31 protein-coding genes are annotated in these 25533 nt (G+C 54.9%); 11 read left to right on the forward strand and 20 right to left on the reverse strand.

The annotated features are described in order from the left end of the window. Window positions 1-198 precede the first annotated feature (198 nt). From R0125_RS02730 to R0125_RS02760, 8 genes are all read right to left on the reverse strand, one after another. Window positions 199-2277 (reverse strand): putative bifunctional diguanylate cyclase/phosphodiesterase, encoded by a 2079-nt coding sequence (locus R0125_RS02730; protein ID WP_317237950.1) that lies wholly within the window; start codon window positions 2275-2277, stop codon window positions 199-201. Window positions 2278-2666: 389 nt separating this feature from the next. Continuing rightward, window positions 2667-3656, reverse strand: a complete 990-nt coding sequence (locus R0125_RS02735; protein WP_317237044.1) for a nitronate monooxygenase — start codon at window positions 3654-3656, stop codon at window positions 2667-2669. Window positions 3657-3759: 103 nt separating this feature from the next. Next, a complete protein-coding gene (locus tag R0125_RS02740) occupies window positions 3760-4203 on the reverse strand; it encodes a hypothetical protein (protein WP_317237045.1) in 444 nt (147 codons plus the stop codon). 16 nt (window positions 4204-4219) lie between these two features. Further along, window positions 4220-5206, reverse strand: coding sequence for a carbon-nitrogen hydrolase family protein (locus tag R0125_RS02745; protein ID WP_317237046.1), 987 nt, complete (start codon window positions 5204-5206; stop codon window positions 4220-4222). Continuing rightward, window positions 5203-5622 carry an MAPEG family protein gene (locus R0125_RS16590; protein WP_410797545.1) on the reverse strand — a complete coding sequence of 140 codons (420 nt, stop codon included), beginning with the start codon at window positions 5620-5622 and terminating at the stop codon, window positions 5203-5205. The genes R0125_RS02745 and R0125_RS16590 overlap by 4 nt, the downstream gene beginning before the upstream one ends. Before the next feature lie 77 nt (window positions 5623-5699). After that, window positions 5700-6341 (reverse strand): helix-turn-helix transcriptional regulator, encoded by a 642-nt coding sequence (locus R0125_RS02750; RefSeq protein WP_317237047.1) that lies wholly within the window; start codon window positions 6339-6341, stop codon window positions 5700-5702. A 180-nt stretch (window positions 6342-6521) separates the two neighbouring features. Continuing rightward, a complete protein-coding gene (locus tag R0125_RS02755; protein ID WP_317237048.1) occupies window positions 6522-6935 on the reverse strand; it encodes a hypothetical protein in 414 nt (137 codons plus the stop codon). A 606-nt stretch (window positions 6936-7541) separates the two neighbouring features. Continuing rightward, complete coding sequence (locus tag R0125_RS02760) at window positions 7542-7829, reverse strand: hypothetical protein (protein WP_317237049.1); 288 nt, start codon at window positions 7827-7829, stop codon at window positions 7542-7544. A gap of 315 nt (window positions 7830-8144) precedes the next feature. Between R0125_RS02760 and R0125_RS02765 the strand changes: the two genes are divergently transcribed. Beyond that, on the forward strand, window positions 8145-8504 hold the full coding sequence (locus R0125_RS02765; RefSeq protein ID WP_317237050.1) for a rhodanese-like domain-containing protein: 360 nt from the start codon (window positions 8145-8147) through the stop codon (window positions 8502-8504). 277 nt (window positions 8505-8781) lie between these two features. Here the strand turns inward: R0125_RS02765 and R0125_RS02770 are convergent, their stop codons facing one another. Next, on the reverse strand, window positions 8782-9855 hold the full coding sequence (locus tag R0125_RS02770; protein WP_317237051.1) for a class I SAM-dependent methyltransferase: 1074 nt from the start codon (window positions 9853-9855) through the stop codon (window positions 8782-8784). Window positions 9856-9976: 121 nt separating this feature from the next. Further along, window positions 9977-11008 carry an AraC family transcriptional regulator gene (locus tag R0125_RS02775; protein ID WP_317237052.1) on the reverse strand — a complete coding sequence of 344 codons (1032 nt, stop codon included), beginning with the start codon at window positions 11006-11008 and terminating at the stop codon, window positions 9977-9979. A 411-nt stretch (window positions 11009-11419) separates the two neighbouring features. Here R0125_RS02775 and R0125_RS02780 point away from each other — a divergent pair, with 411 nt between their 5' ends. Next, window positions 11420-11914: a gamma-glutamylcyclotransferase family protein gene (locus R0125_RS02780; RefSeq protein ID WP_317237053.1), complete on the forward strand. Its 495-nt coding sequence runs from the start codon at window positions 11420-11422 to the stop codon at window positions 11912-11914. A gap of 17 nt (window positions 11915-11931) precedes the next feature. On the opposite strand, the gene R0125_RS02785 is transcribed toward R0125_RS02780, so the two are convergent. From R0125_RS02785 to R0125_RS02795, 3 genes are read right to left on the reverse strand one after another with little or no spacing between them, the layout of a single operon-like run. Next, a complete protein-coding gene (locus R0125_RS02785; protein WP_317237054.1) occupies window positions 11932-12972 on the reverse strand; it encodes a succinylglutamate desuccinylase/aspartoacylase family protein in 1041 nt (346 codons plus the stop codon). Next, window positions 12969-13445 carry a hypothetical protein gene (locus tag R0125_RS02790; RefSeq protein ID WP_317237055.1) on the reverse strand — a complete coding sequence of 159 codons (477 nt, stop codon included), beginning with the start codon at window positions 13443-13445 and terminating at the stop codon, window positions 12969-12971. The genes R0125_RS02785 and R0125_RS02790 overlap by 4 nt, the downstream gene beginning before the upstream one ends. Before the next feature lie 57 nt (window positions 13446-13502). Then, complete coding sequence (locus R0125_RS02795; protein ID WP_317237056.1) at window positions 13503-14453, reverse strand: hypothetical protein; 951 nt, start codon at window positions 14451-14453, stop codon at window positions 13503-13505. Between the two features lie 108 nt (window positions 14454-14561). Here R0125_RS02795 and R0125_RS02800 point away from each other — a divergent pair, with 108 nt between their 5' ends. Continuing rightward, complete coding sequence (locus R0125_RS02800) at window positions 14562-14978, forward strand: glutaredoxin family protein (RefSeq protein ID WP_317237057.1); 417 nt, start codon at window positions 14562-14564, stop codon at window positions 14976-14978. Window positions 14979-15110: 132 nt separating this feature from the next. Here R0125_RS02800 and R0125_RS02805 read toward each other — a convergent pair whose 3' ends face one another. Continuing rightward, window positions 15111-15278: a hypothetical protein gene (locus R0125_RS02805; protein WP_317237058.1), complete on the reverse strand. Its 168-nt coding sequence runs from the start codon at window positions 15276-15278 to the stop codon at window positions 15111-15113. Window positions 15279-15839: 561 nt separating this feature from the next. Here R0125_RS02805 and R0125_RS02810 point away from each other — a divergent pair. The 5 genes from R0125_RS02810 to R0125_RS02830 all read left to right on the forward strand — a co-directional run bounded on the left by R0125_RS02810 (window position 15840) and on the right by R0125_RS02830 (window position 19733). Then, window positions 15840-16460 (forward strand): DUF2238 domain-containing protein, encoded by a 621-nt coding sequence (locus tag R0125_RS02810; RefSeq protein ID WP_317237059.1) that lies wholly within the window; start codon window positions 15840-15842, stop codon window positions 16458-16460. Between the two features lie 62 nt (window positions 16461-16522). Beyond that, window positions 16523-16819 (forward strand): hypothetical protein, encoded by a 297-nt coding sequence (locus R0125_RS02815; RefSeq protein WP_317237060.1) that lies wholly within the window; start codon window positions 16523-16525, stop codon window positions 16817-16819. Then, a complete protein-coding gene (locus R0125_RS02820) occupies window positions 16816-17745 on the forward strand; it encodes a M14 family metallocarboxypeptidase (protein WP_317237061.1) in 930 nt (309 codons plus the stop codon). Before R0125_RS02815 ends, R0125_RS02820 begins: the two co-directional genes overlap by 4 nt. A 150-nt stretch (window positions 17746-17895) precedes the next feature. Then, window positions 17896-18837, forward strand: coding sequence for a M23 family metallopeptidase (locus R0125_RS02825; RefSeq protein ID WP_317237062.1), 942 nt, complete (start codon window positions 17896-17898; stop codon window positions 18835-18837). A 158-nt stretch (window positions 18838-18995) separates the two neighbouring features. Then, entirely contained in the window at window positions 18996-19733 is a 738-nt protein-coding gene (locus R0125_RS02830) for a hypothetical protein (protein ID WP_317237063.1), read from the forward strand. Window positions 19734-19843: 110 nt separating this feature from the next. Here R0125_RS02830 and R0125_RS02835 read toward each other — a convergent pair whose 3' ends face one another. Then, window positions 19844-20170: a hypothetical protein gene (locus tag R0125_RS02835; RefSeq protein ID WP_317237064.1), complete on the reverse strand. Its 327-nt coding sequence runs from the start codon at window positions 20168-20170 to the stop codon at window positions 19844-19846. A 419-nt stretch (window positions 20171-20589) separates the two neighbouring features. On the opposite strand from R0125_RS02835, the gene R0125_RS02840 reads away from it, so the two are divergent. Beyond that, complete coding sequence (locus tag R0125_RS02840; protein ID WP_317237951.1) at window positions 20590-20910, forward strand: glycine zipper domain-containing protein; 321 nt, start codon at window positions 20590-20592, stop codon at window positions 20908-20910. 65 nt (window positions 20911-20975) lie between these two features. Here the strand turns inward: R0125_RS02840 and R0125_RS02845 are convergent, their stop codons facing one another. The 5 genes from R0125_RS02845 to R0125_RS02865 all read right to left on the reverse strand — a co-directional run bounded on the left by R0125_RS02845 (window position 20976) and on the right by R0125_RS02865 (window position 24457). Then, window positions 20976-21467, reverse strand: coding sequence for an MOSC domain-containing protein (locus R0125_RS02845; RefSeq protein ID WP_317237065.1), 492 nt, complete (start codon window positions 21465-21467; stop codon window positions 20976-20978). After that, window positions 21460-22005, reverse strand: coding sequence for a nucleoside 2-deoxyribosyltransferase (locus tag R0125_RS02850; protein WP_317237066.1), 546 nt, complete (start codon window positions 22003-22005; stop codon window positions 21460-21462). The genes R0125_RS02845 and R0125_RS02850 overlap by 8 nt, the downstream gene beginning before the upstream one ends. A gap of 80 nt (window positions 22006-22085) precedes the next feature. Next, a complete protein-coding gene (gene rlmF / locus R0125_RS02855; protein WP_317237067.1) occupies window positions 22086-23030 on the reverse strand; it encodes a 23S rRNA (adenine(1618)-N(6))-methyltransferase RlmF in 945 nt (314 codons plus the stop codon). Then, on the reverse strand, window positions 23027-23668 hold the full coding sequence (locus tag R0125_RS02860) for a TetR family transcriptional regulator (RefSeq protein WP_317237068.1): 642 nt from the start codon (window positions 23666-23668) through the stop codon (window positions 23027-23029). The genes rlmF and R0125_RS02860 overlap by 4 nt, the downstream gene beginning before the upstream one ends. Window positions 23669-23695: 27 nt before the next feature. Next, a complete protein-coding gene (locus R0125_RS02865) occupies window positions 23696-24457 on the reverse strand; it encodes an SDR family oxidoreductase (protein ID WP_317237069.1) in 762 nt (253 codons plus the stop codon). Window positions 24458-24649: 192 nt separating this feature from the next. Between R0125_RS02865 and R0125_RS02870 the strand changes: the two genes are divergently transcribed. Together R0125_RS02870 and bcp are read left to right on the forward strand one after the other, a co-directional pair. Next, window positions 24650-24952, forward strand: coding sequence for a hypothetical protein (locus R0125_RS02870; RefSeq protein ID WP_248182125.1), 303 nt, complete (start codon window positions 24650-24652; stop codon window positions 24950-24952). Between the two features lie 60 nt (window positions 24953-25012). Continuing rightward, complete coding sequence (bcp, locus tag R0125_RS02875; protein ID WP_248182123.1) at window positions 25013-25468, forward strand: thioredoxin-dependent thiol peroxidase; 456 nt, start codon at window positions 25013-25015, stop codon at window positions 25466-25468. The last annotated feature ends 65 nt before the right edge of the window (window positions 25469-25533 follow it).

A 25533-nucleotide genomic window follows, 5' to 3' on the forward strand; every position in this document is an offset into this window, starting at 1 on the left:
CATGAAGGTACCCATGCACTTACACGGCAACTATCGTCACACCTTCGGTAATGCAGGCACTCCTGAAACGAGCCCAAATTTCTCCAACGGAGCGCGTTAGTCTAAGCGCCTGAATGCACGCTGTGAGACCAGGTCTGGCTCAACAAACCCGAAACAAAAGCGTACACCCACATTAGTATTGCATTGACGATTGTGAAGTCAGCGGCCGGTCCGTTCTTTGACCAAGGCAAGGAAATCGAGCAGTGGTAGCGGTTTACTGAAAAAGTAGCCCTGGTAAGCAGTGCAGCCCATTTCTTTGAGCAAGTCACGCTGCCTACTCTCTTCCACTCCCTCGGCAATGACATCAAGATCCAGCGACTCTGCGAGTGCAATGACAGATCGGGCGATGGCGGTGCTGTTGGGAGCTGACAGAATATCCTGAATAAACGACCGATCTATTTTCAGTTCATCGATGGGAAGTCGTTTCAGATTGACCAGGCTCGAGAAACCGGTGCCAAAATCGTCCAGAGAGAATTTGAGGCCGATGTCCTTCAGCGCCAACATTTTTTTATGCATCGTCTCTGAATCGTGAATAATCACGCTTTCGGTGATTTCGATTTTCAACTGCGATGCTGGCGCGCCGCTTTTGATGATGTGACTCTGAATGGCTTCGACAAAGTCTTCGTCAAAGATCTGGAAGCCGCTAACGTTGACGGCCAGAACAAAGTCATCATCCACATGTTGCTGAATCTGCTCTTTCAGGTCGTGGCAAGCCGTTTTGAAAATCCAGGCCCCCAGTTCCTTTATCATTCCGGTCTCTTCGGCAACGGGTATGAACGTTGAGGGTGGGATGGTGCCTTTTTCCGGATGCTGCCAGCGCGCCAAGGCCTCGGCACCCCTGACTCTTCCACTATCATTTATCTGAATCTGATAATGAAGTTCAATCTGCCCCTCGTTGATTGCCGCGAGTAGTTCGTTTTCGATCTCTACTCGATCCAGGAAAAGCTTTTGCATTTGGGGGTCATAAAACTGAATCCGGTTCCGGTCGGACTCTTTTGCCTTGTGCATTGCCAGATCCGCCTGACGAAGGATTTCGTGGGGCGACGGTTCGTTCTTGAACAGGCTGATGCCAAAACTGACGTTGATGGTTTGCCTACCCTCCGACAACTCGAATGGGGCGCTTATGATGTCACACACCTTCTGGGCAAAATGCTCCGAAAACTTCAATGACGCTTTTATGTTCTTGTCCAGGTTGTTCAGGATGATAACGAAGGCGTCCCCCCCGAAGCGGCCGAAGGTATCGGCTTTTCGAATTTCTTTTTTGACACGATTGGCAAGGGCTTTGAGCAATTCGTCGCCAACGGCATGACCTTTCATGTCATTGATTTTTTGAAAGTTGTCGATATCGATAATCAGCAGGGAGCTATAGTTCTGGGTGCGCTCACTTAGAGCAATAGACTGGTTCAGACGGTCTTCAATCATTGACCGGTTAGGCAGGCCGGTCAAGGTGTCGAAGTAGGAAAGCACTTCAATTCGCTGTTCTGCTCGTCTGCGGTCGGAAATATCGATGTTGACCCCGATCATTTTGTCAGATTCGCCGTTACTCCCCTTTCTAAACACCGCATCGGCAAGGATGTGCTTGGTTCGGCCGGTTTCTCGATCGATAACTCGGAACTCACTCTTGAAATCGCGCTCGTTCGTGATTGAGTGTTCCATTGCCTGGGTTACTTCTTTAACGTCCTCTTGGTGCAAGGATTGTTGCCAGGTTTCAAAGGCCAGCTCCTTCGTTGAAGCCGAAAGGCCGTAAATCTGATACATACTGTCGTCCCAGACCAGCTGCCGCGAGTTGATATTGTATTCCCAGATGCCGATATGGGCGGCGCCGGTGGCGATGGCAAGTCGCTGCTGTGACTCAGTTAATGCTCTTTCTGACCTTCGGATGTATGAAACGTCGATGCCTGTGCTGATAAACAGGTCGTCGAGGGGAATGCTGGACATCTGGAGGGTCTGGTCCGTACCTTCGAAATAGGTTTCCCAGAAGTAGGGTTTACCTTCCCTGAAAATTTTTTCGACGATGGGCAGGAACATTTCGGTGGCCCCTACACCCGGAAATATCTCGTCGGTAGTTTTGCCTCGCACCTCGGCAAGTGTTTTGCCCCAGTTCCTCAGCGCGCATGGGTTAGCATCTAGCAGCCGCCAGGTTTTTATCCGGCCTGTGTCGTCTCGCACCAGCTGCCAGATGTGTACTTCATGCAGGATTTCACGAAACACCGCTTCGTACAGATAATTCTGGTTCATCGCCAAGTTGCCTTCTTGTGGGGGAGATTACACCGGCCCTTTCCACGGACTTTCCAGACCTGACGTGGACACAAACGCTGGCGACACTCAGTTAAGAGGCATCGAATAGTGCTTATATGGAAGAGTGTAGCTCTCGCACCGATCAACAGCGACACAAAGTAATCCCGAGCGCAGGTGTCAGCCTCGCAACGCCTGCTCCCCCGCAGACTCAAGCAGAGGCCATGCCATTGACATCGACCGCCTTACACGAACGTTCGCTTTGCGACCCGAGCTAAACAAAAGCGAACATTCAGTTTTGGCAACAGTGTCTGAGTTGAGGCCACGCCTGTTGATGCAACAGCAAAAATGGCTTGCATTGTCTAATGCCGTCTGCAGAGATTCGTTCGCCGTCAACAACCGGCCGCCAGGGATTCCACTACAGACACTGCAGGCTCGAGCGTGTCTATCTCACTTACGCATTCGCCAGCGTAAGCAGCCAGGGCTTCCATCAGTGGTTCGCTCATACCTGCTTCGGCAAGCATGGGCGTAAATAACGGTCGATCCACTCGCTGTGCCTGTACCAGCTTCTTGAGCACACTGGGCGGTGAGTATTTCGAGCCAAACTGCGTTAGCCAGTTCAGAATCCGTATGGCTCTCTGCGGGTCGCCATGATCGTTGCACCAACGTTTGACCGCTTCGTTTATTAAAACCCGGTGCGGATCCGGCCAGCCCAAACCAAACAATGTTGTGATTGTAGTTTCGCTCCCCGTTACGAGAAGGTTTTTGTAGGCAGCATGTGCGCCACTCTCATTAGTCATTAAAAAACGAGTGCCGCTTGCAACACCATCCGCTCCCATTGCGATTGCGTTGGACGCTGATTGACGGTCGTAAATTCCACCAGCAGCAATTACAGGAGTGTCGGGAAAACGAGCACGAACTTTGGGAAGGATAGAAGTGAGTCGCTCTTTACCTCGAACGTGGCCGCCGGCCTCTACGCCTTGAACAATCAGAGCATCGGCCCCAGCAGCAACTACACGCGCCGCCTCTTCTTCGCTGCCTATTTGATAGATAACAAGAGCACCTGAATCCTTGACTGCGCGCATGACCGAGGCATTAAACCCATAAAACATCGTGACGATCGGAACCTTGTGCTGCAACAGAGAATCAACATGTGCCCGTAACGTAAGCGGCAGCAACAAGTTTGCCGCGTAAGTCTTACCCTCAGTCTCGGCTTTAGTACGTGAAATCTCACGATCAAAATCCTGTGGTGGCGCAAAGCCTACCGTTCCCAGGCCGCCCGCATTTGTAACCGTTGCTGCCAAATCTGCACCAGCGATTCCGCCGCCCATTCCTGCCTGAAGTACGGGGTGTTCAATTAGAAAACGATCTCGTAAATCCACCGGGACTGTCCTTTTGACTGTTAACGAAGCTGCAGAGAAAAGCTACGACCGTCGATGGCCAGCCGTCTCTCGTGCGCAAAAGAGATCAAGCTGGCGAGGGCAACTACACGAGAACACCGGCCACAAGTATCGCCGTTCCCCCGATCTCGCCCAGAATAAGCATTAGCATATATGTACGGATGATGTTGCCAGAGATGGTGATTCCACCGAGGCGATGGGGACGTCGTAGTTGATTGTCAGTATCTTTTAGCCAGCCATGGACTGCATAGGTAAATACTGCTGAGGCAAACCAAAGGATCGGGATGGCGACTGCTGCTAAATTCACCCCCGCCGACCAGCTGCTATGGAGAGCAAGTTGTTGAAGCACTATGCAGGCGAAGGCATACATCAAAGCAGTGCGGTGACATATGTCCACATAAGTGGGTGCTGTGGCATCTTTGCTTCGCATCATGTGCCAGTACTTCCAAATACCTGTCAGCATTCCAACCAGTAAAAAGATGCCGGCGGAAAGCAAGGCTACATAATCTGCACTCGGTAAATTAGTCATCGTTATTATCCTGCGTTTATTTGAGGGAGTTTCTTTTAGCCGCAGCCAGTCCCAGCTGTCGGCCTTTTTTGGCGTAGACTGGTTTTGTCGCCCAGTTTTGCTGGTCCCAGTAACGACGCATTAGCCATGGCAAGCGAGGAACCCAAAAGCGGTCGTTTGTATGTCCATCAGTGAGCGAGGGCTGTTGGATTTTGATGGTGGCATACACGATGCCGGGACCTTGGTCGGTGTGACGACTGGCTAAGACGTTGCCGTCAGCGTCAACAATCTGAGTCGCGCCGACGAAATGTGTGGTGTACGGCAACGTCGTCTCTAGTCCAGGTAGGAGCTTGAAGCGGCCAGAGAACTGCCCGCAATGGCTCGCTTGGAGGACAGGCACGCCAAGGCGTTTGGCAAATTCTGATGGCGCGTTTTGGCTCAACTGAGCATTGCGTCTTGCCAGGGTACCCAAAAGCACGCTTTTGTGGCTCAATCCCGGCCAGTTGCTGGGAACTGTCCACCAGTGTGTACCGGTCATTGCGACCTGCACGCGTCCTTGCATACGCTGAATGGTTTGTTCGCGTATCAGCTCCCAGCAAACGGCGGCACCCACCACGCCGAGGTCAGACTGCATTACGCCGTCATCATTTCCACCAACGTAGAAGGCATTTTCCCACATGGTGGGTATGTCCTTGTCATGGGTATGGAGACGATGGTTAGGTTCGGCGAAGACATAGCGGTTGTATATTTCGCCGTGATCCTCCTGGAGGAGCGATCCACCTATCCAGATATCAAGCTCGCTGGCCAATCGCTGCAACAAGCTGACAGCTGTGTTGTGCGCACCCAAAACGGCGGCATAGGGGCGTTCATCGGGAGTAATTGCACTCGTAAAGAATTCAGGAAGGGCAATTAGCCGAGCGCCGCTCTTCGCTGCCTCTCGAATCATTTTTTCGGTTAGCTCTAAATTGTGACTCACATCCCCAACACGGGTTTGCATTTGAATAGCCGCGGTATCTATGTTCATGCCATTACTCCTGCCAGTGAAAGGAGCATCAAGCCCAACAACTGTCCGGCGTACAAAAGCCCCCTGGTGAATACCAATGTCGGTTGTGTGCCGATGACGTGAATTGTAGATTGCAATAGACGCATACCAACCAACCAGGATATGCATCCCCCCCAATCCAGAAGAACGTCACTATTACTTGCGATTAAAAGTGAGGCCACCAAATACAACGGAAAGGTTTCAACGCAATTTTTATGCGCATCGTGGGCTCGCTGTATCAGCAATGGCTCGGCTTTAGGCTTTGAGCGAGGCCACGAATTGGCGGCAGATCGGCGCATTAGCACCAATGCAGTCCGATACGTGAATACAACACCGACCAAGCCGGCAGTAAGAAGTGCATATATGAAAAGTGGGTTAAGTAATTGACTCTTAAGCATGGCTCATGACCTCTTAACGTTGAGTGTCGATGATGCCCTGAGTCATACATTGCTGACTTGCAAAAATCTGCTAAAAACTACTCGGTTAACGGCCAAAGCCGGAGTCTGTCGCCCGTAATGCCGGCTTCTCTCGCACTGATGCCGAACATAGTCCTGAAAGCATTGCTGAAGTGCGATGAATCACTGAAGCCCCATTCTAGTGCCGCGTCGGTCAATGAACGCATGTTTTCGATTTCCTGCATCGCACTTCGAAAGCGGACCCAGTGTTGCAGGCGTTTATAACTCAAGCCCAGATCCTGCATAAGAAGGTGCTGCACCCGACTCGAGGATAAATTCATATGGGAGGCCAATGCGTTGAGATTAAGCTCACCATGTTCCTGAAGATGAGCTCGTAACGCTTGCTGCATGCGGTTGAAATTTTTCGGAGCGGTGCCCAGACTTTTTGTGAGTGCAGCGCTTAGCTGATTTTGCAAGTCGGCATCGAGCGTTTGCGCCTGGATCAATTTCTGAAGCGAACTCTTCAGCCCATCACATTCTGCCAAACCTTTCAGCGGTGGTTGACCTGGGCAAGGCTGCATCGCCTGCCAGCGTGGCACGTGGATATCACTGTAAATAACTGCACACCAGCCCTGCTGAGGGTCCAGTTCATGGGCCGTTCCAGCGGGGATGAGGGTTGATTCGTATTCGCTCCAGTGCTGGTCGGCCCCCGCTCTCAACATAAGAGGTTTCTCGAGAGCGACCAGGGCAACATTGGCTCCATGGGAGTGCCGTCGCCCACGACCCAAAGGACCTATGAATATTTGACTATTTGCACCCACTAACAGAATGGGCGAGGTTTCGCTTGGCATCGTTCAAATACCCGCTCGCCAACAAAGCTGCTTCACTCCCATCGCTTGTGCTTACTCAGCGGACACGCTGTAACGCCTGGCAAGAACGCCAGCGAACAGAAACAGCAACCCAAACGCTAAGTCGTTTACACCGTACCCTGCGATAAAGAACGCGGTCAGGCGATCCTGCTCCAGAATAGAAGCGAATTGATCGGCGGAACTCCCCCACCACATGAACCATACACCGACATAGAACATCTTCTCGATAAAGAATACGAAGCAAAGCCATGGCACCATTCTCCATGACTGAGCAACGGAGATGTACGCCATGCCCCAAACCACAATCATTGCCTGCCCAAAAGTCGAGAATACATGGGGGTCGGCAATTGCTAGGACGTCATTGGTGAAACCACGCGAAATCACCAGCATGCCAAGAATGTTGACTGCCCCAGCAGCCAGGAATGCGAGACCAATCCAACGGCTCATGTTCTAACCTCCCGATAAAACGAACGAAATGCAGTCTGTAGAAAAACTGCCTCAGAACCAGGTGCTAGACATGGACCACTTTATTTGGCCAGGTCGATTGCTCTTGCTAATTCGCGCTTCGTTGCCCCACGTCAGCGCAGTCTGTCACCCACACCGATTCTGGCACGCCCGCCAGAATGCTCAAGCTGAATCTGTAGCTCAACAGGCCATTTAAGTAGCGCCAGAAAAAGAAGCTGACGGCAAAATTGCACAAAAAACGCCCCAGCTTAGCAATATAACCAGGGAACCAACGTACATCTGGCGTCGGCATATTCTATAAATTTCTCGAACGACCAGGCTAACCGATTGACCCAGCACTGTCGGGCGGGCGGTTGCACCCGCGGAGCAAAACTCCAACACGGCCAGTAATATGAAAACCGCGCCCGTTAAGGCGATCGTGTTTTACTTTGTTGCTGCAAACAGCCAAAAAAGGCGCTGATTTTTCGCAGTTGAAATCGTGACCTATCCGCATGAAAGATCGCTTTGCGACCGGGCCGAGCTTTCCAAACTCCTTAAAAAAAGAACATTTGGGAGCGGGCCAGAATGAGAGACGATTGCCGCCTGACACTAGTCGCCCGAAGAAGCGCCCTCTAGGTCTGCGTTTTCCGAGCTCACTGAGCCTTCGCCTTGCCCCTCTTCATTTGCTTTTCTTGCCTTTTCACGCATGCGTTCTCGCTGGCTGTTTTCTATCCTTGCTTCAAGCTCGTTCAGGTCGTATTGGACGTGGTCAACCTTACCGTCATCAAGAACCTGTTTAAAAACTTCCACTGATCGGTTCTCGGAGTCATCAGCATAGGAGGTCGAAGAAAGCAGAGCAACCAGCAGGCCGGCAGCTGTAATTTTTAGTAGTTTCACAGTAGGTTCCTGATCAGGGGCTTTGGGTGTCTTTGAAGTCTTAGCGGTTGTCTTCCTCGGCCAAGAGCATAGTGTATTTGCAATTCATCCAATACATTAAATCGACATTGCTGTAATGATTGAGTGGAACGATAATAAAATTTGGGGCTGCGTTACGATTTTTTCTCTGCGGCTGCAGGCGCATCTAGCTCAGCGGTACACCAAATCTCAACGTTGGCTTTGCGACTCGCTTAGACGGCGTTGGCCGTCTGCGATGTAATGGGAGTCCGAGCGACAAAAATCAGCGGTGAAGCCCTGACATTGGAGGGATATTTCGTGCAAATCTTGAATGTGAATTGTTTGAGGCACGCTAAACGGGCGATGATCTTTTTTGCGCTCGTTACGTTTTCTTCGATAGTTGCAGGAGAATCGGTATGGATAGATGTCAGGTCCAAAGCTGAATATGAAAAAGCTCATATCGACGGTGATTTTTTGATTGCTCATACCGATGTTGGAACTCGCGTAGCAGAAATGTTTCCTGATAAAGAAACAGAGATTCACCTCTATTGTGCACGCGGCGGGCGAGCAGCAGTTGCCAAAAACACCCTAGAAGCATTGGGCTACAGCAATGTCATCAATGAAGGTGGCATCGAGGATGCTCTTCAAAAACGAGATTTATCCGCAACGAGTAACTGAGAAAATTGTGTCTTGTCAGTGCCTCGCTGCAGATGTTTCAAAACATGAAGGATCGCTTTGCGACCAGGCCGAGCTTCCAAAAGTCTTGAACAAAAGCGGACATTCCTACACCCTCACCTCAGGGGCGGTTTTAGGACGCTTCTGGCACTGAAACGCGGTTGGAAGATAGAGGCACTAAGGTCGATGTCCTGAAAGATCAGCACTGCATGAAGCTCTATGCCTACTTTCGCGCAGAGAATCCCCGAGAATTGTTCTTCACGGGGATCAAACGCTCTTCTCAGTGACGCGCCTCCAGAACGATATTGAAGGGTGTTTCCGTCGCCCGGCGCACCGTCTGAAAACCGCCCGCTTTGATTACTTCTGTCAGCTTGCGCTCGCCAGCCTGGGCGCCCAAAGCAAGGCCCGTCTTTTGCGCCAGTGAGGTTGGAACGCAGATCGTGGTTGATGCGGCATAGAATAAACGTCCGACCGGGTTGAAATTTTCAGTCAGCTCGTCTCCTGCCATAGGCTCAACCACCATCCAGGTGCCATCGGACTTGAGCTTTTGGGAAATGTGAGCGGCTGTGCCCACTGGATCTCCCATGTCATGAAGGGCATCGAAGCAGGTGATCAAGTCAAAATCACCCTCCGTGAAGTCGTCGGCAGTAGCCTGTTCAAACCTCACCCGGTCAGAGTCCAGGCCGTGCTCATCACGATGGTCATTTGCCGCATTGATAGAGCCGCCGTGAAAGTCGTACCCGATGAATGTTGAGTTTGGAAACGCCGCTGCCATCAGCAGGGTGGAATGGCCATGGCCGCAGCCTATGTCCGCCACTTTTGCACCCACTTCCAGTTTCTCGACTACGCCGCTCAAAGCTGGCAGCCAGTTCTGTATCAGGTTGTGGTTATACCCGGGTCGGAAGAACTTGGCGACCGCACAGAACATGCAGTGGGCCTGATCGCCCCAGGCAACCCCTTCACCGGTACGGAACCCTTCGCTGACCTTGGGCTCGTTTTCAAGGGTGGTGAAGGCGTTTTCGAAGCCGCCAATCATATACACCGGACTGTCTTCGTCGGCGAATACCATGGCTTGTTCCGGTGACAACCGAAAACGTTTGGTTGTCCGGTCGTAGTCCAGGTAGTTGGACGCCGCGTGGTGGGAAAGCCATTCGCGCAGGTAGCGCTCAGAATAGCCGGTTCGTTCGGCCAGCTCGGTCGAGGTGGCAGGCCCGCCACTCTGTAGTTCCCGGTACAACCCCAGCCGGTCACCAATTTTGACCAACGCCGCACTGTAGGCACCGCCAAGATCGCCAAGTATCTGTCCCACAAAGGCGTTGAGTTTGTTTTCATCAAAAACCTGGATCGCTTCCATGATCGTTCTCCCATAAATCCCAGAGGTTTTGAGCTGCTGTACTGGTGCGCAGCCGACGTGTTTAGTGTGCTGGGATTACCCTTGGGACAGAATGATCATTCGTCCGACGTTTATGACTGAACTACCGGAGTTGTTGGGAGGATCGCCCATGGCGCCAGGCCGCAGGAGATTGCCCCAAGACGCGCTTGAAGGAGCGGCTAAAGGCCTCTTCTGATTCATAACCCACTTCGTGGGCAATGGTGGCTATTTTCGCGTTGCTTTCCATCAACAGGTTGGATGCCACCTGCATTCGCCAGCATCTCAGATATTGCATCGGGGGCTGACCGACCAGTTCAACAAACCGGTCCTGCAAGGCCGAACGTGAGAGACCAGCCTGGTCCGACAGCTTCGCAAGGGTCCAGGCTTCCGCCGGCTGACTGTGCATCGCTCCTAGAACTTGGCCTACATTTCGATCACGAAGGGCTGCGAGCCAACCGGTCTGACCTTGCGGCAGATTGCTGAGGTACAGGCTGATCAGGTCTACAAACATCATCTCGCTCATCCGTTCAAGGACGGCCTCGCTCCCCGACCGGCCGACGCGCGATTCGGGGTCTGCGAGCCTGGCGAGCTGGCCCGCCCAGTTGATATCTGATAATTCGCTGGCACGGGCAACAATGACTCGCGGTAAGGCCCGAAGTAGTGGATTGAAGGGGCCGCGATCACAACCCAGAAAGCCGCAAAGTAGCTTGGCAACGGGCGGAGAGGAGGTGGCTTCGGTTTGAGGAATAGCGGATTGGAAGCGTCTGTTGCCATTCAGACAAACCATGAACGGTAAATCGACCATCTGTTTCAGAGCGGCAATCAGTGAGGGTAGGTCGGGCTGGGAACGCAAGCCGGGCGCACTGGACATAACGTGAGGATCGCCGTGGGGAAAGAGAATGACGTCCCCGGCGTTCAGCTCGAAAGGTGGTTCGCCCGTGATGCCCGCCCAGCAAGTACCAGTCAGAATGACGTGGTATTCCATCAGGTGCTCGGAGGCAGGCATGACGACGCTGGCAATCAGCGCTGAGTCCGGCGCTTCAGTCACCCAGGCGCCACGACATTCAACATTGAAAAACACCGCCCCGCGAAGGCGGATGCTCCGAAGTAACCCGGAAAGCATATCCTCACTCATAGTGGTTGCCTCCTTTACCATTTCATTCAACCACAACCGAGATAGGAAAGCGCTTTAATAAAAACCGTGACAGATTCTTTGTCTGCCTATCGCAAAGATAAATCAGGAGGAAGGAGTGCCCAGTGTAGATCCAACCCGATACGCATGACACGCCCTGACTCAAACGGAGGCCTGCGTACTACGGTCAGAATGTTCGCTTTGCGACCTAACCGAACGATGAATTTTTTGTCAGTGGAGAGCAGGTTAGGTGCCCATAAGTACGACGTCTGTTGTGGTAAATCTAAACAGATTAATTCTCCCGGATCGGCGGTAAAAAAAATCATGGATGAAACAGGAAAAATAAACCTGTCCGAGTTTTGCTGAGATTACGACTCCAGATTCCTGAGTCAAAAGTGCAGACACGGAGGCAGCATGAAGTATTTTGCTTACGGCTCGAATATGTCACTCCTCAGATTAAGAGCGAGGGTTCCAAGCGCGGAGCGAATCGGTATGTTCACGCTCGTTGAGCATGCCCTTCGGTTTCATAAGTGGAGCAGGAAAGACAAATCCGCAAAATGCGACGCACTGTTTACCGGAAATCCGGAGGACTTCGTCATTGGCGCACTGTTTGAGATACCGCGCGACGAGAAAAGCCCGCTGGACAGGGCTGAGGGGTTGGGCTTCGGTTACGATGAAAAGCAGGTCACGGTGGCGGATGCTCTCGGCAATTCCGTTGACGCTCTTACGTACTGTGCAACGTCAACGGATCCATCTTTGCTGCCGCACTCCTGGTATTTGAATCACGTTATTGCTGGTGCGAAAGAAACCGGCGTGCCCGCTGACTACCTCAATGCCATTTCAGCCACGCGCAGCCAGGAAGACCCTGATCGAAAACGGGATGCGAGAGAGCGGGCCATCTACGATTGAAAGCGGCTCGCCAGGGTTTAAAAAATGGGGTCGCCCGTCGCCTTGACGGCATAGAACAGGCAATCGCTCTTCGCAATCACCGGGTTGGTGGTGATCATGAAGGCCTTGAGGGCCTGGGCGGGGTAGATTCGCCCATCCCTGATTTGCAGTACCTGTTCCATGTTTTCGGTGCGGTTGTGGCTGATCGCCGTGAGCACGTCCAGGCCTTTCTTTCCAACCCATCCGAGCGGCTCATCCGGCGATACAATCCCGAAATTGCGGTGTTCGATGTCGGGCGGAATCGTGAGGTCCGCCTGCCCACTGGGCGTTAACCGGTACTCGATCGTCGCATCGGGTGCCAGTTCTACTCGAATCGGATTGCGCAGTACCGCAACGTTCCATTCCGTTTTTTCCAGTGATAGCACGTCAGATTGTGAGGCATACCGAACAAGCCCTTCGTACGCCAGTTGGTGCGCGTAATCATCCTGAGTCCCGCCACACTCGATGGTCACGGTGGGCACCTCTTGCTCGGAATATTCCATCAGTGCACCCAGGCGAAGATCCGTCATGATCAGCCGGTCGGTAAAGAGCGACGCCAACGCTTGATGGGCGGCGTCGTTGGTGATGGACACAGCGAAGGCAGGGCCGGTGCCTGAGGTGTTGTGCACGTCCAGCAAGCACTCGGGGTTGGCGGTCTGAAGCTCGGCCAGCATGGCCTTGGCAATGGCGCCTTCCTCGCCTTCAAACGGTTCTTTGAAGCACCGGTTCAGATCACGTCCGTCTGGCAGTTGGCGCAGCGTCAACATCGGCGGTGTTTTCGCGGGGAGGACGCCGCCCAGAAGAAACAGCAGGTTGACCTCCGGGGTGTGCTGTTCCAGTAGCCATCGGTGAATCGCGAACAGCCCTGAGGGTTCGTTGCCGTGAAGCAGCGTTGCCATGGCCCGGGTCCTGGAAGGGTCGCGGCCAGTAACGCGAACCACCGTGGGCCGTTGCAGCCGGTTCAGCCACTCCAGGGGCGAGGGGCCCAAGGTCTGGGGTGAGGGGTTGTTGAGATAATCCAAGGTGTGCAAGTGGCTCACGATGACAAGGTCCATTCGTGCAGGGGTGTGTTTGTCTTCTGATTGCCCATGTAAAGAGACAGCATACTCTTGAACGCCTCGTCGGGAGTCTGGGTCCTTAAAAAAGACTCGGTAATCTGGCGCTGCCATCGGGCGCCCGTCATCCCGATTTGAATGCGGCCTTCGATGATGCCCAGCAGGCGGTGGATTTCCGCCTCGTCCACCGCGGTTCGTTGCAAGGCTTCCCGGGCGCGCGGCAGCAGGTCACGGGCAACGTTCAACAGGGGGGTATCCTGTAACTGTACCTGGTCTTTGTGGGGCCAGATGACGTCTGCGCCGATGCCGTATTTGGCGGCCCGATAGAAATTGTGTTCGGTGTAATGGAAGGGAAGTATCGACGTCAGGTGACGGATATCGTCGAGTACCGCCAACGCCGCTCCGATCACGAACAGCCCGTTCGCGCACATATCCACGGCCGTGGGTCCGGCCGGCATGGAACGAATCTCGATGCGCAGATGGCCGCCGTCGGTGTGATCAAAAATGGCCCGGTTTCAGGGCCACGTTGTGCCATGGTGCAGCCGCAGTTCGGTCAGTTCCGGTACGTCTCCCCGATCAATCACCGCCATCGGATCTTCTTCCGACATCAATGGCAGGATGGGGGGATACAGGGATGCCGAGGCGGCAAACAGCTCCCAGGCGCTGCGGGCCCAGCCGTTGCCGTAATAGACCCGTGGCGGGTGTTTCCAGGTTCTGTGGTTGGGCGACCGGCTGTCGACGGATTGTTTGAACAGGGCGATACGGGTTTCGTCCCAGAGGTGGTGGCCGAACAGGCTGGGCGAATTGCTGGCCAGCGCCAGCGCAATGGGCGTCACCAGCTGCACGGCGTTGAAATAGTCGGCAAAGCGGCGGGCGGGAACGCGCCAGTGCAATTGGAACGAGGTGGTCGCCCCTTCCAGAGTGACGTCGTCCGCTTCCAGGTCGATGACGTCGTTACCACCGATATGGATGCTGAAGGGCTCGCCCCGTTGCTGGATCAGTGCGTTGGATAGCGCATGGTAGCGGGGTTCGTCGGTCATCGCTTTCGCGCCCATATCGGACTGGCGCAACGTGGGTAGAATGCCGATGGGGACCAGTTCGCCATTCAATGGGGCGGCGTGCTGGTTGATGCGCTGCATGGCCCCGAGCAGTTCCTGCTCGGTTCTGGCAAAGGGGGCGCCCTTGAAGGCCTGGGGGCTGAGGTTGTATTCGAGGTTGAAGCGGTTGAGCTCCACCGTCAGTTGTGGATCCTGAACGCGGGCGGCAAGTTCTGTGTTGATCGGCTGAACACGCAGGTCCGGGTTTACGATGTAGAACTCGACCTCGGCACCGATGGAAGATGCTCCCTCACCAAAGCCGGGCCGATTCAGAAGGCGGGTGAGGGCGGTAAGGTCCGTTCGCACCTTGGCTGCAAACCGGTCAAATTCTTCCGTCGTAAATTCCGATTGTTTTATCGACAGTCCCATAGCGGCTGTGCCTCTAACACCGACTTACCTTGATAGTAGCGGAAATGAGGTGTACGCGAGTGCCGGCACCCTGTAGATTACCTCCAATTCGAAGTTTGAGGGTTACCCATGAGAGTCATTATTCGTTATTTTTTCCGAGCCCTGCGCCTTGTTCTGACGCCGTTCATGCTGCTCAGCGAAAAGCTCAGCACGCCCAAAGGCGTTACCCGCAGCGCTGAACAGCAGGCCCTTGTCGACGAGGCCAGCAAGGATCTCGCCCTGTACCAGTTCAAAGCCTGCCCATTCTGCATCAAGGTGCGCAAGGAAATCGCCCGGCTGGGTTTGAACATTGAAACCCGAGATGCCCAGCATGACCTGCAGCACCGTGCCGCGCTGGAGGCCGGCGGTGGTCACATCAAGGTGCCCTGCCTGAAGATGCGTCAGGATGACGGCAGTGAGCGATGGCTGTACGAGTCTGATGACATCAGGGCATGGCTGCAGGAGCGGTTTGAGCCGGGTGCTGGAAACCTGGGCAGAAACTCGTAAGCCCGGAAGGCCTGCAGCTAAAAATTAGATCTGTCCCGGTGCTCTATTTTTTCGTAAGTATTGAGATCTTATACACTTTAAAAGTCTGAGAAATTCAGCAGTTTAGTTTCCTGGCTGCACTCTCTGCCCGGTTTAGGGTTCTTTTTTGAATTTAGCCTTGCAGTTGCCGCTCATGCATAGGGTGCAGTAATGCTCGCGGTCCTCGTGTTCTTTGCCCTCGGCGATAACGAGGCCGCAGCCGTTGCACAGCAGGTTAGCGACGTCCCCGTTCATTTTTACAATGGCGTGTTCGTATTCCATAACACTATCCCTCTCTCTCTGAGTTACCCACGAACAGTAGACAGCGTCTGCAGTTAAAGTAGTAGCCCCTACCAAGAGTGACATGTATGTGTCGTGGCTGCCGTCAGCTGCAGCACTTCTTGAAGTTGGCTCCAGAGAATACAATGAAACTAATAGGTCTGTACGGAGCCCCGGATGTTTAAACCCAGTTGTTACAGTTGTCGGAAAAAGTTTGAGCCCGCTGCACTGAGGCTTTCTTACTCACAAAACTACTGTGAGGGCTGCGGCGTCGGGCTGTTTGGTGAGGATTATTTTAGTTTCCCCAGCAAGCCTAACCCAACGACCCCACGGCACTTTGCGGTTCATATTGGTGTGCTTCTTTTTGGCGTTGCCTGCGTGTTGCTGTGGCTTTATTGAAAGCCGAAACCGGAAAAGCGCAAACGCCGACCATAAGTTCGGCACCGCGAAAGGGGAATGTGCAGGGTTTTGGCCCCCCATGAGTTACATTAAGGAGAGACACGTTGATGGCCTATGGCCTAACACGCGTCGTTCATACAGAACAGGTGGCGGAAGCACTATTTGATGAATCCATGGGCTGTTTGTTGGGCGTTGGTGTTTGCAAGTGTGCTGATCTGGTCGGGCATTGAACCGAAAGATCAATGGACATGGGTCCTTGAGGCATCGCCTGGAATGGTCGGCGCTCTGGTTCTGTTAGCCACGTACCGGCGATTCCCGCTCACTCCATTGCTCTACACGCTGATACTGGCCCACTGCGTGATTCTGTTTGTGGGCGGTCATTACACCTATGCCGAGGTGCCGCTGTTTGACGGCTTGTTTGGCAGTCAGCGAAATAACTACGACAAACTGGGACACTTTTTCCAAGGCCTGGTGCCAGCGTTAATCGCGCGGGAGATTCTTGTGCGTCGCGAAGTGGTTAGGCGTGGTGGTTGGCTGGTGCTGTTTGTGGTTTCCATTGCACTGGCCTTCAGCGCCTTTTACGAACTGATCGAATGGTGGGTGGCGCTGTTGTCGGACGAGGCGGCGGAGGCGTTCCTCGGAACCCAGGGATACGTCTGGGATACCCAGTCCGACATGTTCCTGGCGCTGATAGGTGCAATCAGCGCGGTGGTGTGTTTGTCTCGCTGGCACGACGCGCAACTGTCAGGGGCGGCTGAGGATGAGCGAAGACAGTGTGGTAGGTGAGATTATTGAACTGCCGGTTTGATCCGGTACCCACATAACACGATCCGTGACAGGCCCCCAATATGCATTTGGATAAAGCAAAGAAGCGCATTGCAAAGCAGGTTAAGAAGGGCTTTCACGGCTACCCGTTGGTTTCGCTGGAGTACTTCGGTAAAGCAGGCCCCTGTAAAACACCGGATTCAGCCACCGAAGTTGTTGTTTCATTTACTGAAGAAGAGGGCGCCGATCCTCAGAAGCAAACGTTTGTAAGTGGCGGTGACGCCCGGGAAGATGAAACGATTCAATCCACCCTCGTGAAAATTATTGAGCGGGCGGACGTCAAAACAGTGACTGAGATCGACGGCATCTCCACGATATGAACTCCGCTTCAGCGGCTTATCCAATCGGTACACCCGGCACTCCCTGGGGCGCTGCGGAACGTGCTGAGTGGCTGTCACGGCAGACCCGTCGACGCAGTTACGAGTCAGACGTGTTGAGCGTCGTCGAGCGGCTGCGTTCGCGCTTCGATGTGCAAGAGTATGGTCGTCTGGCTTACGCCCCGGACGTTTATCCGCTGATGGCAATCCGCAGTCGCGACTGGCGTGCCGATCGGCCCGTAGTGCTGATAACGGGCGGAGTGCATGGCTATGAAACGAGCGGTGTTCACGGTGCGCTGCAGTTCGTTGAGCAGCAGGCAGCGGATTATGTCGGTCGAGTGAACCTGTTGGTCGCGCCTTGCGTCAGCCCCTGGGCTTACGAACGCATCCACCGCTGGAACGCGAACGCGATTGATCCCAACCGCTCGTTTAGTGATGACGGGCAGGCCGGGGAGTCAGTGGCGCTCATGCAGCTGGTCGCTTCGATAGAGGAGTCAATACTGCTGCACATCGACCTGCACGAGACCACCGATACCGACGAAACTCAATTCCGCCCGGCACTTGCGGCCCGTGAGGGCAAACCGTTTGAGCCCGGGGACATTCCGGACGGCTTCTACCTGGTGGATGACACCGAGAGCCCGAACCCGGAATTCCAACAGGCGTTGATCAAGGCGGTGGAAAAGATCACCCATATCGCGCCGGCGGATGACAACGGCGAGATCCTCGGTTCGCCAGCGGCCGATCGGGGTGTTATTCAGTATCCGCTGGCGCAGCTTGGCCTATGCACCAGCATGACCAACGCCCGCTACCGGACCACCACCGAGGTCTACCCGGACAGCGACCGGGTGACCCCCGAGCAATGCAACGCCGCGCAGGTTGCCGCGGTGTGTGCGGCGATTGACTACGCGCTTTCGTTTCTTCATGAGTAATTCCGGAGGTTTGTTTGTTGGGTTGACGGGCGCCGTCTTCCCGGCGAGTGGCTTCGGATCTCGCCAGACATGTATCCCTTTATGCTAACCGGCAACCTCCTGGCTGCCGCTCTCCTGGTTCTTTGGTGGCACAGGAAAGAGGCCTGACCGATGTCCTGGATGGTAATGCTCACACAGGTTCTTCTGCCGCTGGCGCTGCTGGCATGGGTGGCATTTTATCCGGCGTCGGGCTGGCTGGCGTGGGGGCTTCAGCTGATTTCGGTAGCGGCCGTGCTGCTGGGTATTGGCCTTGCGTTTCTGTGGGCTGTGCTGCCATTTTGGGTGCCTTACGCCTACGGCCTATTACTGATCCTTATCGGGGCGACCCATCTGCTCCGAAAAGGTGTCCCCGGCACCGGCATATGGCGGGCGTCAGCGGCGAGTTCGGTCATGATCCTGGCGGTGGCTTTACCCGGTGGTTACCTGGCATGGCACGCAATCAACGGTCGAGTGCTGCCTGCGGAAACGGTGGTGGACATAGCTCCGCCCTTTCCGCCAGGGCACTACCTCATCGCCCATGGCGGCAGCGCACCGATGATCAATGCGCACCTCAAAACCCTGGACCAGACAGTCGAACGTTTTCGCCCGTGGCGCGGCCAGAGCAAGGCCCTGGATATATTCCGTATCAGCCCTCTGGGGTTTCACAAGAAGGGCTGGCGGCCGACAGATCCCGCCAGATACACAACCTTTGGCGTGCCGGTGCTCTCGCCATGCGGGGGCGAAGTAGCCCTGGTGGTTGATGGAATAGAAGATATGCCGGTTCCTGAAATGGACCGTGACCACATGGCTGGCAACTATGTGGCTATCAATTGCGGGGATTTTTTCGCGATTCTTGCGCATTTACGCCAGCGCAGCATTGCTGTTGCGACCGGAGACAGGGTAACAACCGGTGACTTGCTGGGACAGATGGGCAACTCGGGGAACAGCTCGGAACCACACTTGCATCTGCATGCTCAGAAAGGACTGCCGGAGGAGGCGCCCCTCTCTGGCGAGCCGTTGTGGATTACCATCAATAACAGATTTCTGGTGCGCAATGACAGACTCAGTTTTTAATCGCACAGAGCGCGATCTCAGGCCGCCTGGCCTGCAGGAACGACTTCGGTAATGCTGTATTTGCGCGTGAACATGGTCCTGCGGTTCAGCCAGACGATGACAAAGGCAACCAGCGTAAAGAGATCGGTGTCGTAGGGCTGGGCATCGGGCCAGACGGGATGGCAGCGGCTTCGAGAGGAAGTTTTCCACCGAAGAATGATAGTATTCCGTTTCGTGAAGCAAGAGTTTTAAAACTTATGCGCATACGTGTAACACACCAAAGGATCACGTTGGTTCTCCAACTGATACTGGTGGGTGAAACCGTCCTGGCCATCCTCAGCCAGAATTGGTTTACCGCCTTCCTGACGTCAATGATCATCGCCATCACTTTCTTTCCGCTGCTGTTTGAGCGCCGTTTCCGCATCCATGTTCCGCCTGAGCTGCAGCTGGCTGCCATCGGGTTTGTTTTTGCGTCGCTGTTTCTCGGAGAGATCCGTGACTATTACACGCGGTTCTGGTGGTGGGATGTGGCCCTGCACACTACGTCAGGGTTCCTGCTGGGCATTCTCGGTTTTCTGCTGGTGCACGTCATGAACGAGACCGAGAAGATTCATGTGCATATGAAGCCGGGCTTCGTTGCCTTCTTTGCCTTTGTGTTTGCCCTGGGCGTGGGCGCGCTGTGGGAGATTTTTGAGTTCACCATGGATGGCGTGTTCGGCATGAATATGCAAAAGCCGATGCTTGGTGACCCGTCCGGGTTAACGGATACCATGTGGGACCTCATCGTGGATGCAACCGGCGCCCTGGTGATTTCTGTACTGGGATGGCGCTATCTGAAGAGTGCTGACAGAAAATCGTTTCTGGAGCGCTGGATTGATTCCTTTATTGAACGAAACCCAAGGTTCTTCAAAAAATGACTGGAAGCACAAACACGTCGCGTGGGCATGAATCGCCCAGGCTTGAGCCCATCGCGGTCGCCAGGACCGAAGCCCTGGCGATTCGCACTTACGGAAGCAAACCTCGCGCCTCAGTAGGCGCTACGCTCCAGCTGCTCCCGACGGTTGATTTCTACCTCTAACCAATCAACATACCTGTCTCTGGTTTCCTGCGGTCCGGCGGCCGTAGGTGGCAGGCTATCGATATCAAAGGCTGATTCCTGGTCTGCACCTCGCTCCAGCTGCGTCCGGCGGTCGGCTTCCACTTCTGACCAATCATGGCGGACAATGCTTTCGGTGCTTGAGACGTTCCGGGCGACGCCGTCGTAGCCCAGCTGCCGTTCCCACTGATCACCGTATGACGGAGAAACGGCCAGCAGTAGTGACAGGGATGCGGAATACATCAATGTATGTTTCATGATTTGCCCTCCTGTAGCGTATCCGATGACTGGCATCGGACCTTTCGCAAGGAGACAGGCGTGTCATTTTTGATCGAGCCCACCACTTGCGCGGTGCATACCCTGACGATAGACAACAAAAAGTAAGAGGCTTGAAGTGGCAAAAAGTTACAAGGGATTTGAAAAAAATCGGGGATGCTCAGAGATCAGACCTATGGTCCGGCTGTGTTCGGAAACCCCGCCCCCCCAGCGTGTCTTAAAATTTTTTAACCCATTGAAATGTAAATAAAATTTAACGGGTGGCTTCACGTATATTTTTGATATTCTCGGATGGTTCAAAAAATTGGCAAGTGCCTGATGGAACGATGGAGACAATGGTCTCCTTCCCGCCATAGTGGCTAGGCCAGACCACCTGAACAATGGGATTTAAACCAATGAAAATGAAATCACTGCTCGTTTTTTTATCTCTGAGTGCCACTTCATTGGGTGCCGTTGCTGACGATACAGCCGACGCCGCTCTGGGTGGAGGTATTGGCGGAGCGATTGGGGCTGCCATCGGCAGCGAGGTAGGTGGAAGAGATGGTGCTATTCTGGGCGGTGCCGTCGGTGCGGCAACCGGAACAGCTATTTCTACCAAAGATCATAGAGAATACGATCGCGACCATGATCGCCGCCGTCATGACTACGATGATCGCCGGTCTTACCGGAAGTCTGGTGGCCATTTCTGCCCACCGGGCCAGGCGAAAAAGGGCAACTGCTGACACGCGACAAGCCTGCAATTTGATCTGTGCGCTTCAAAAAGCCTTTCTCCAGCGGAAAGGCTTTTTTATTTTCGAACCTGAACCTCATCCCCAAGGGCAATATCCCCCGCCTCAACCACCCGCGTGGTAATGCCCCCATGCCCGCGCATGGCGTTGTAACCGCCGGGCCCGAGCGTGGTTTCCATTTTGCTGCAGGGGTGGCACAGGCCGGTGTATTCCAGCACTGCATTGCCGATGCGGAACCGTTTGCCTTTTAGGGCCAGCAAGTTCAGGCCAGACACCACAATGTTGCGCCGGAAAACTTCGGGTGCGATGGCGTCCCGCTGCAGGTAGGAGGCGATGGCGTACAGGTGCTCTTTCTGGATCAGGGTCACTTGCCGTTTGCTGGTTTCGCGGCCTTTGAACCGGTCGCCTTCCAGGCCTTTGCCGGGGGTGACCGCTACGATATCGCGCGCTTCCATGGGCTCACCCCGGGCGGGGCGGATGCCGATCCATTCCACGCGGCCGATTTGGGGGAGGGTGTCTAACAGGGTTTGCAGTGGGGTTTGTTCAGGCATTGGCCAGGGCCATCACACAGCGGTGAAACAGCTCGGTCGAAAAAAACCGGTGCTCGCCTGGCTGGTCGGCCACGAACAACTGGCCGCCGGCACCATGGATGCCGCCTTCGATCATCAGGTTGTCGCGCATCTCAAAGTCCTCAATGGTATGGCCCAGCTCGTCCAGTTCGGCGTCGCCTGCCCGCCCGCGGTAGTATCGGTTGTCCAGGGTAAACCCGAGGGCGGGCTTGCCCTGTCCGACCATATAGCCCACCTCATAGACCGTGCCCGGGTCGGCACTGATGCCGCGAAACGGCGTCAGGTTGGCGATGATGGCATCACAGCTGTCCATCAGTTCGCGATTGGCCCGGTAGATCCGATGGCCGCGCCTGAGTTTTGCCTCATGCCCTGAAAATGTCATCGCGGTATCCAGTGGGTCGACGCCCTCGAACCCGCTTTCCCGGAGCAGGCGTTTTTTCTCGGCCACGATGGCCTCGTGTTCCTCCGCGGGGAAGAAGACTTCCGGGCCGGCGAGGTAGATGCGTTTTGGCTTTGCCATAGGGGCCTCTTCAGAAAGATCGTTAATCCGGGACAGGTCTGGTTTCTGGGCTCGTGACCATCTACCACATCGAGACCGGCTCAGAGGTATGTCCAGGCCAATACCCGCGTAATCTTGTTTCCCTGCTTCATCTCGATTTCCCGTACATCAACGGCACCGAGTTTACGAATCAACTTCTTTGCCGGTTTAATATTGTCAGCTTTTGAAACCAGGCTGGTAAACCAGCGGCATTGAGTTGAATACACCCGGCTTTCTCTAATGAGCTTTTTCAGAAACAGCTGTTCACCGCCCTTGCACCAAAGCTCTGCACCCATCCCGCCAAAATTCAGGGTGGGGGATTTGGGTTTTGCTTGTTGGTCACCGCGACTACGGGCAAGGTTATTGCGCTTCAGCTGGTTACCTTTAAGGGCTTCATCGAGCGAGGCGTGGAAGGGCGGGTTGCATACGCTGACGTCAAAGAACTCCCCGGGTTGAATGATCCCTTCAAAGATGTGGTTTTTATCGGGCTGCGTGCGCAGTGTGAAGCAGTCTTTGAGGGCGGGGTTGTTGGCGATTATCGTGGCGACGTTCTCAAGCGACTGGGTGTTGATATCACTACCGACGCACTGCCAGCCGTAAATCTGGCAGGCCAGTAGCGGGTAGATGCCATTGGCTCCCGTGCCTATGTCGAGTAGCTTGATGCTGGGCTGTTCAGGCCCGGGCCCAATTCCCAGCAAGTCCGCCATGAAGTGGATATAGTCGGCTCTGCCCGGGATCGGTGGGCAAAGCGCTCCCTCGGGAATGTCCCAATCGGCAATGTGGTAGTACCGGTCTAATAACGCGGCGTTGAGGGTTTTCACGGCCACCGGGTCTGCGAAATCGATGGAAAGCTCGCCATGGGCGTTCGGTTTCACATGGGGGACGAGTGCCGGGTGGCTTTTTATGAGGGCCGGGAAGTCGTAGCCCTGGTTGTGCAGGTTTCTCGGGTGCAGGCCTTTGCGAAGGGATTTGGCACGGGTTGGTTTGCTTTGGTGGTGGGTGCTCACAATATGAACGCCTCGGTCAAAACCCGCAGGTGATGCCGAAGCGTGTCCGCAAACTCCACCTGAAACACGGTCAACGGTTCCACCTGCATGGCTTTGCGCGCTGGCTCCGGCGGGTGGGACATGTGCCAGCAGCCGATCAACGCCTGCTGGCATTGCATCAGGTAGCGCAGGCAGGTGGCTTCTTCCTGGCCGGTCGCTGCGGCGATAACGGCCGTCAGGCGGCGGGTCTGAGCCAGCAGGAACAGTTTGAATTCCCGGGCTTCTTCCTCGCTCAGGCCGGTTTCCAGGGCAATGTGCAGGATGGCGGTCAGGCCGCAAAACACGGGGTGGGCCAGAATGCGGTCAACAAACTGGTCGGGAAAACCGTCTGGGCCCACCGCTTCCACGTCTGACGCCCAGCCGGTCATGGCCCGGCGGTATACGGCAATAAACAGCAGCTCTTTGCTACGGAAATACCGATACAGCGCGGCTTTGGTGAGCCCGGTTTCACGGGCGACATCGGCCAGGGTCAGGCCGTGGAAGCGATGTTCCAGAAACAGGCCTTCCGCCGCATCGAGTATCTGTTGCTCCCGCTGCGCCTTGTCGGACTCGGACCGGGCGCGCTGTTTACCGCCGCATAATCTGTGCCTCAAAACCACCTCAATGTTCTCGCGCGTAGGCCGGCATCAGGCCTGCAGCCAGCCGGCCAGTCGTCGTGTCACGGCTCGGGGCGAGAGTTTACCAGACCACACCATCAGCAGGTTGCGCAGCCCCGGAATTACGATAGCTTTTCGGCGCTGGGCCAGGGATTTGCGGACCACCGCTTCCGCCGTCATGGTGCCGGCCTTGAACAGTTTGGTGTCGGTCATGTGGGCTTCCTGGGCAAACTCGGAATCGGTGGCGCCCGGGCACAGCGTGCTCACGGCAACGCCTGCCCCTCTCAGCTCTTCATGCAAAGCTTCGGAGAAGGAAAGCACGAAGGCCTTGGTGGCGTAGTAGATGGCCATATTCGGTCCGGCCTGAAACGCCGCGGTGGACGCCACATTAATCACAAAGCTTCCCGGCTGCTTGCGCAGGGAGGGCAGCAGTTGCCAGGTCAGGGAGACCAGGGAGGTAATGTTCACCTGAATCATCGCCAGCTGACGTTCCAGTGGAAGATCGGCAAAGGCGCCGCGGTCGCCAAAGCCGGCGTTGTTGATTAGGCCAGACAGCGCCCAGCTGCCCTCGTTAATCTGTTTTGCCAGGGCCTCTGCGCCAGCCTGATCTGCCAGATCGGCTTTCAGGACAACGGCCTCGATGCCATGCTCTTGCTTCAGTTCGTCGGCCAGTGTATTGAGGCGCTCTTCCCGGCGGGCCACCAGAATCAGGTTCTGCTTTTCACTCGCGAGTGCCCGGGCGAAACACTCGCCGATGCCGGCACTGGCGCCGGTGATAACCACATAGGACATGATCTGCTCCATTTAAGTGAACGATGGTCACTTAACATACAGGGGTGGTCAGAAATTGTAAATGACCTGTGGTTATTTATTGCATTGAGTCCCACTCGGGAGGCGGTTGTCTCTTGGGGCTGCGCGTTGGCCTTTGAAACGGTACAGTGTGAAGGACTGCTGTTTGGGCGAACGGGCAAGGGCAAGAGTGCGATGAAGTTTCTCATTATTGGATTATTTGTGGTTGTTGCGGTGTTTCTGATCCGCCGCAGCAAGCACACCGAAAACCCCGCTGAAGAAGCTTGCGCGATCGAGATTGGCGAGCTGATAAAGTCCAATCCGGAGGCCGGGTCGCAAGCGATTGCAGAGGTATTTTCGAAGCACGGCATTGCCCCATCACGCTGCTACAAGGTGGGGGCGATGGTGATGCCGCAGTTGCGCAAGCACGGGATGAAAGCGGAGGATGCGCGGCTTGTCATGACGCGGGTAAGGTCGGCGTATTCGCAGGTTTCATAAAAACCACCACAATCGGAGCAGATGCACCGGTAGAAATCACTGAATATGGAGGAAAACACGATGGGTTGGGAAGGCAAAACGGCACCCGATTTCACGCTGCACGACCAGGAAAACAAAGCGCACACGCTGTCTGATTATCAGGGGCAGAAAGTGCTGCTCTACTTTTATCCGCGTGATGCGACGCCCGGTTGCACCACCGAGGCTCAGCAGTTTCGGGATCGATTGGATGAGCTCAGCAGTCAGGGCGTGCAGGTACTCGGTGTCAGCCGCGACACAGTCAAGTCACACGAAAAGTTCGCCCGCAAAGAATCGCTGAACTTCCCGATTCTGGCAGACCCGGAGGAAGTGGTGGTGAACCAGTACGAGGTGCTCAAGGAGAAGAATATGTACGGTAAACAGGTGATGTCTGTTAACCGGGAATCGTTTCTGATCGATGAGAAGGGGCTGATTCTGCGCCATTACGGCAAGGTCAAGCCGGCCGAGCATGTGCAGGAAATACTGGATGACCTGACCTGACGATTGCTTTGCCGATGGCACTGGGGTGCCGGTGTTGCCCCCTGGGGACGCAGCTAAGGCCGAGG

Origin of the sequence: Marinobacter sp. M-5, assembly GCF_032911545.1 — a bacterium.
Taxonomy (GTDB): domain Bacteria; phylum Pseudomonadota; class Gammaproteobacteria; order Pseudomonadales; family Oleiphilaceae; genus Marinobacter; species Marinobacter goseongensis.

What these genes read in the sequence shown, in the direction of transcription:
- R0125_RS02850 (WP_317237066.1), bottom strand. Translation starts at nt 22,005, where the DNA reads ATGGCAAAGCCAAAACGCATCTACCTCGCCGGCCCGGAAGTCTTCTTC.
- R0125_RS02745 (WP_317237046.1), bottom strand. Translation starts at nt 5,206, where the DNA reads ATGAACATAGATACCGCGGCTATTCAAATGCAAACCCGTGTTGGGGAT.
- R0125_RS02750 (WP_317237047.1), bottom strand. Translation starts at nt 6,341, where the DNA reads ATGTTGAGAGCGGGGGCCGACCAGCACTGGAGCGAATACGAATCAACC.
- R0125_RS02755 (WP_317237048.1), bottom strand. Translation starts at nt 6,935, where the DNA reads ATGAGCCGTTGGATTGGTCTCGCATTCCTGGCTGCTGGGGCAGTCAAC.
- R0125_RS02795 (WP_317237056.1), bottom strand. Translation starts at nt 14,453, where the DNA reads ATGGGACTGTCGATAAAACAATCGGAATTTACGACGGAAGAATTTGAC.
- R0125_RS02840 (WP_317237951.1), top strand. Translation starts at nt 20,590, where the DNA reads ATGAAATCACTGCTCGTTTTTTTATCTCTGAGTGCCACTTCATTGGGT.
- R0125_RS02790 (WP_317237055.1), bottom strand. Translation starts at nt 13,445, where the DNA reads ATGCCGGCCGGACCCACGGCCGTGGATATGTGCGCGAACGGGCTGTTC.
- R0125_RS02770 (WP_317237051.1), bottom strand. Translation starts at nt 9,855, where the DNA reads ATGGAAGCGATCCAGGTTTTTGATGAAAACAAACTCAACGCCTTTGTG.
- R0125_RS02805 (WP_317237058.1), bottom strand. Translation starts at nt 15,278, where the DNA reads ATGGAATACGAACACGCCATTGTAAAAATGAACGGGGACGTCGCTAAC.
- R0125_RS02730 (WP_317237950.1), bottom strand. Translation starts at nt 2,277, where the DNA reads ATGAACCAGAATTATCTGTACGAAGCGGTGTTTCGTGAAATCCTGCAT.
- R0125_RS16590 (WP_410797545.1), bottom strand. Translation starts at nt 5,622, where the DNA reads ATGCTTAAGAGTCAATTACTTAACCCACTTTTCATATATGCACTTCTT.
- R0125_RS02830 (WP_317237063.1), top strand. Translation starts at nt 18,996, where the DNA reads ATGGCAGCGGCTTCGAGAGGAAGTTTTCCACCGAAGAATGATAGTATT.
- R0125_RS02825 (WP_317237062.1), top strand. Translation starts at nt 17,896, where the DNA reads ATGTCCTGGATGGTAATGCTCACACAGGTTCTTCTGCCGCTGGCGCTG.
- R0125_RS02780 (WP_317237053.1), top strand. Translation starts at nt 11,420, where the DNA reads ATGAAGTATTTTGCTTACGGCTCGAATATGTCACTCCTCAGATTAAGA.
- bcp (WP_248182123.1), top strand. Translation starts at nt 25,013, where the DNA reads ATGGGTTGGGAAGGCAAAACGGCACCCGATTTCACGCTGCACGACCAG.
- R0125_RS02820 (WP_317237061.1), top strand. Translation starts at nt 16,816, where the DNA reads ATGAACTCCGCTTCAGCGGCTTATCCAATCGGTACACCCGGCACTCCC.
- R0125_RS02835 (WP_317237064.1), bottom strand. Translation starts at nt 20,170, where the DNA reads ATGAAACATACATTGATGTATTCCGCATCCCTGTCACTACTGCTGGCC.
- R0125_RS02810 (WP_317237059.1), top strand. Translation starts at nt 15,840, where the DNA reads ATGAATCCATGGGCTGTTTGTTGGGCGTTGGTGTTTGCAAGTGTGCTG.
- R0125_RS02845 (WP_317237065.1), bottom strand. Translation starts at nt 21,467, where the DNA reads ATGCCTGAACAAACCCCACTGCAAACCCTGTTAGACACCCTCCCCCAA.
- R0125_RS02775 (WP_317237052.1), bottom strand. Translation starts at nt 11,008, where the DNA reads ATGAGTGAGGATATGCTTTCCGGGTTACTTCGGAGCATCCGCCTTCGC.
- R0125_RS02865 (WP_317237069.1), bottom strand. Translation starts at nt 24,457, where the DNA reads ATGTCCTATGTGGTTATCACCGGCGCCAGTGCCGGCATCGGCGAGTGT.
- R0125_RS02870 (WP_248182125.1), top strand. Translation starts at nt 24,650, where the DNA reads ATGAAGTTTCTCATTATTGGATTATTTGTGGTTGTTGCGGTGTTTCTG.
- R0125_RS02800 (WP_317237057.1), top strand. Translation starts at nt 14,562, where the DNA reads ATGAGAGTCATTATTCGTTATTTTTTCCGAGCCCTGCGCCTTGTTCTG.
- R0125_RS02740 (WP_317237045.1), bottom strand. Translation starts at nt 4,203, where the DNA reads ATGACTAATTTACCGAGTGCAGATTATGTAGCCTTGCTTTCCGCCGGC.
- R0125_RS02815 (WP_317237060.1), top strand. Translation starts at nt 16,523, where the DNA reads ATGCATTTGGATAAAGCAAAGAAGCGCATTGCAAAGCAGGTTAAGAAG.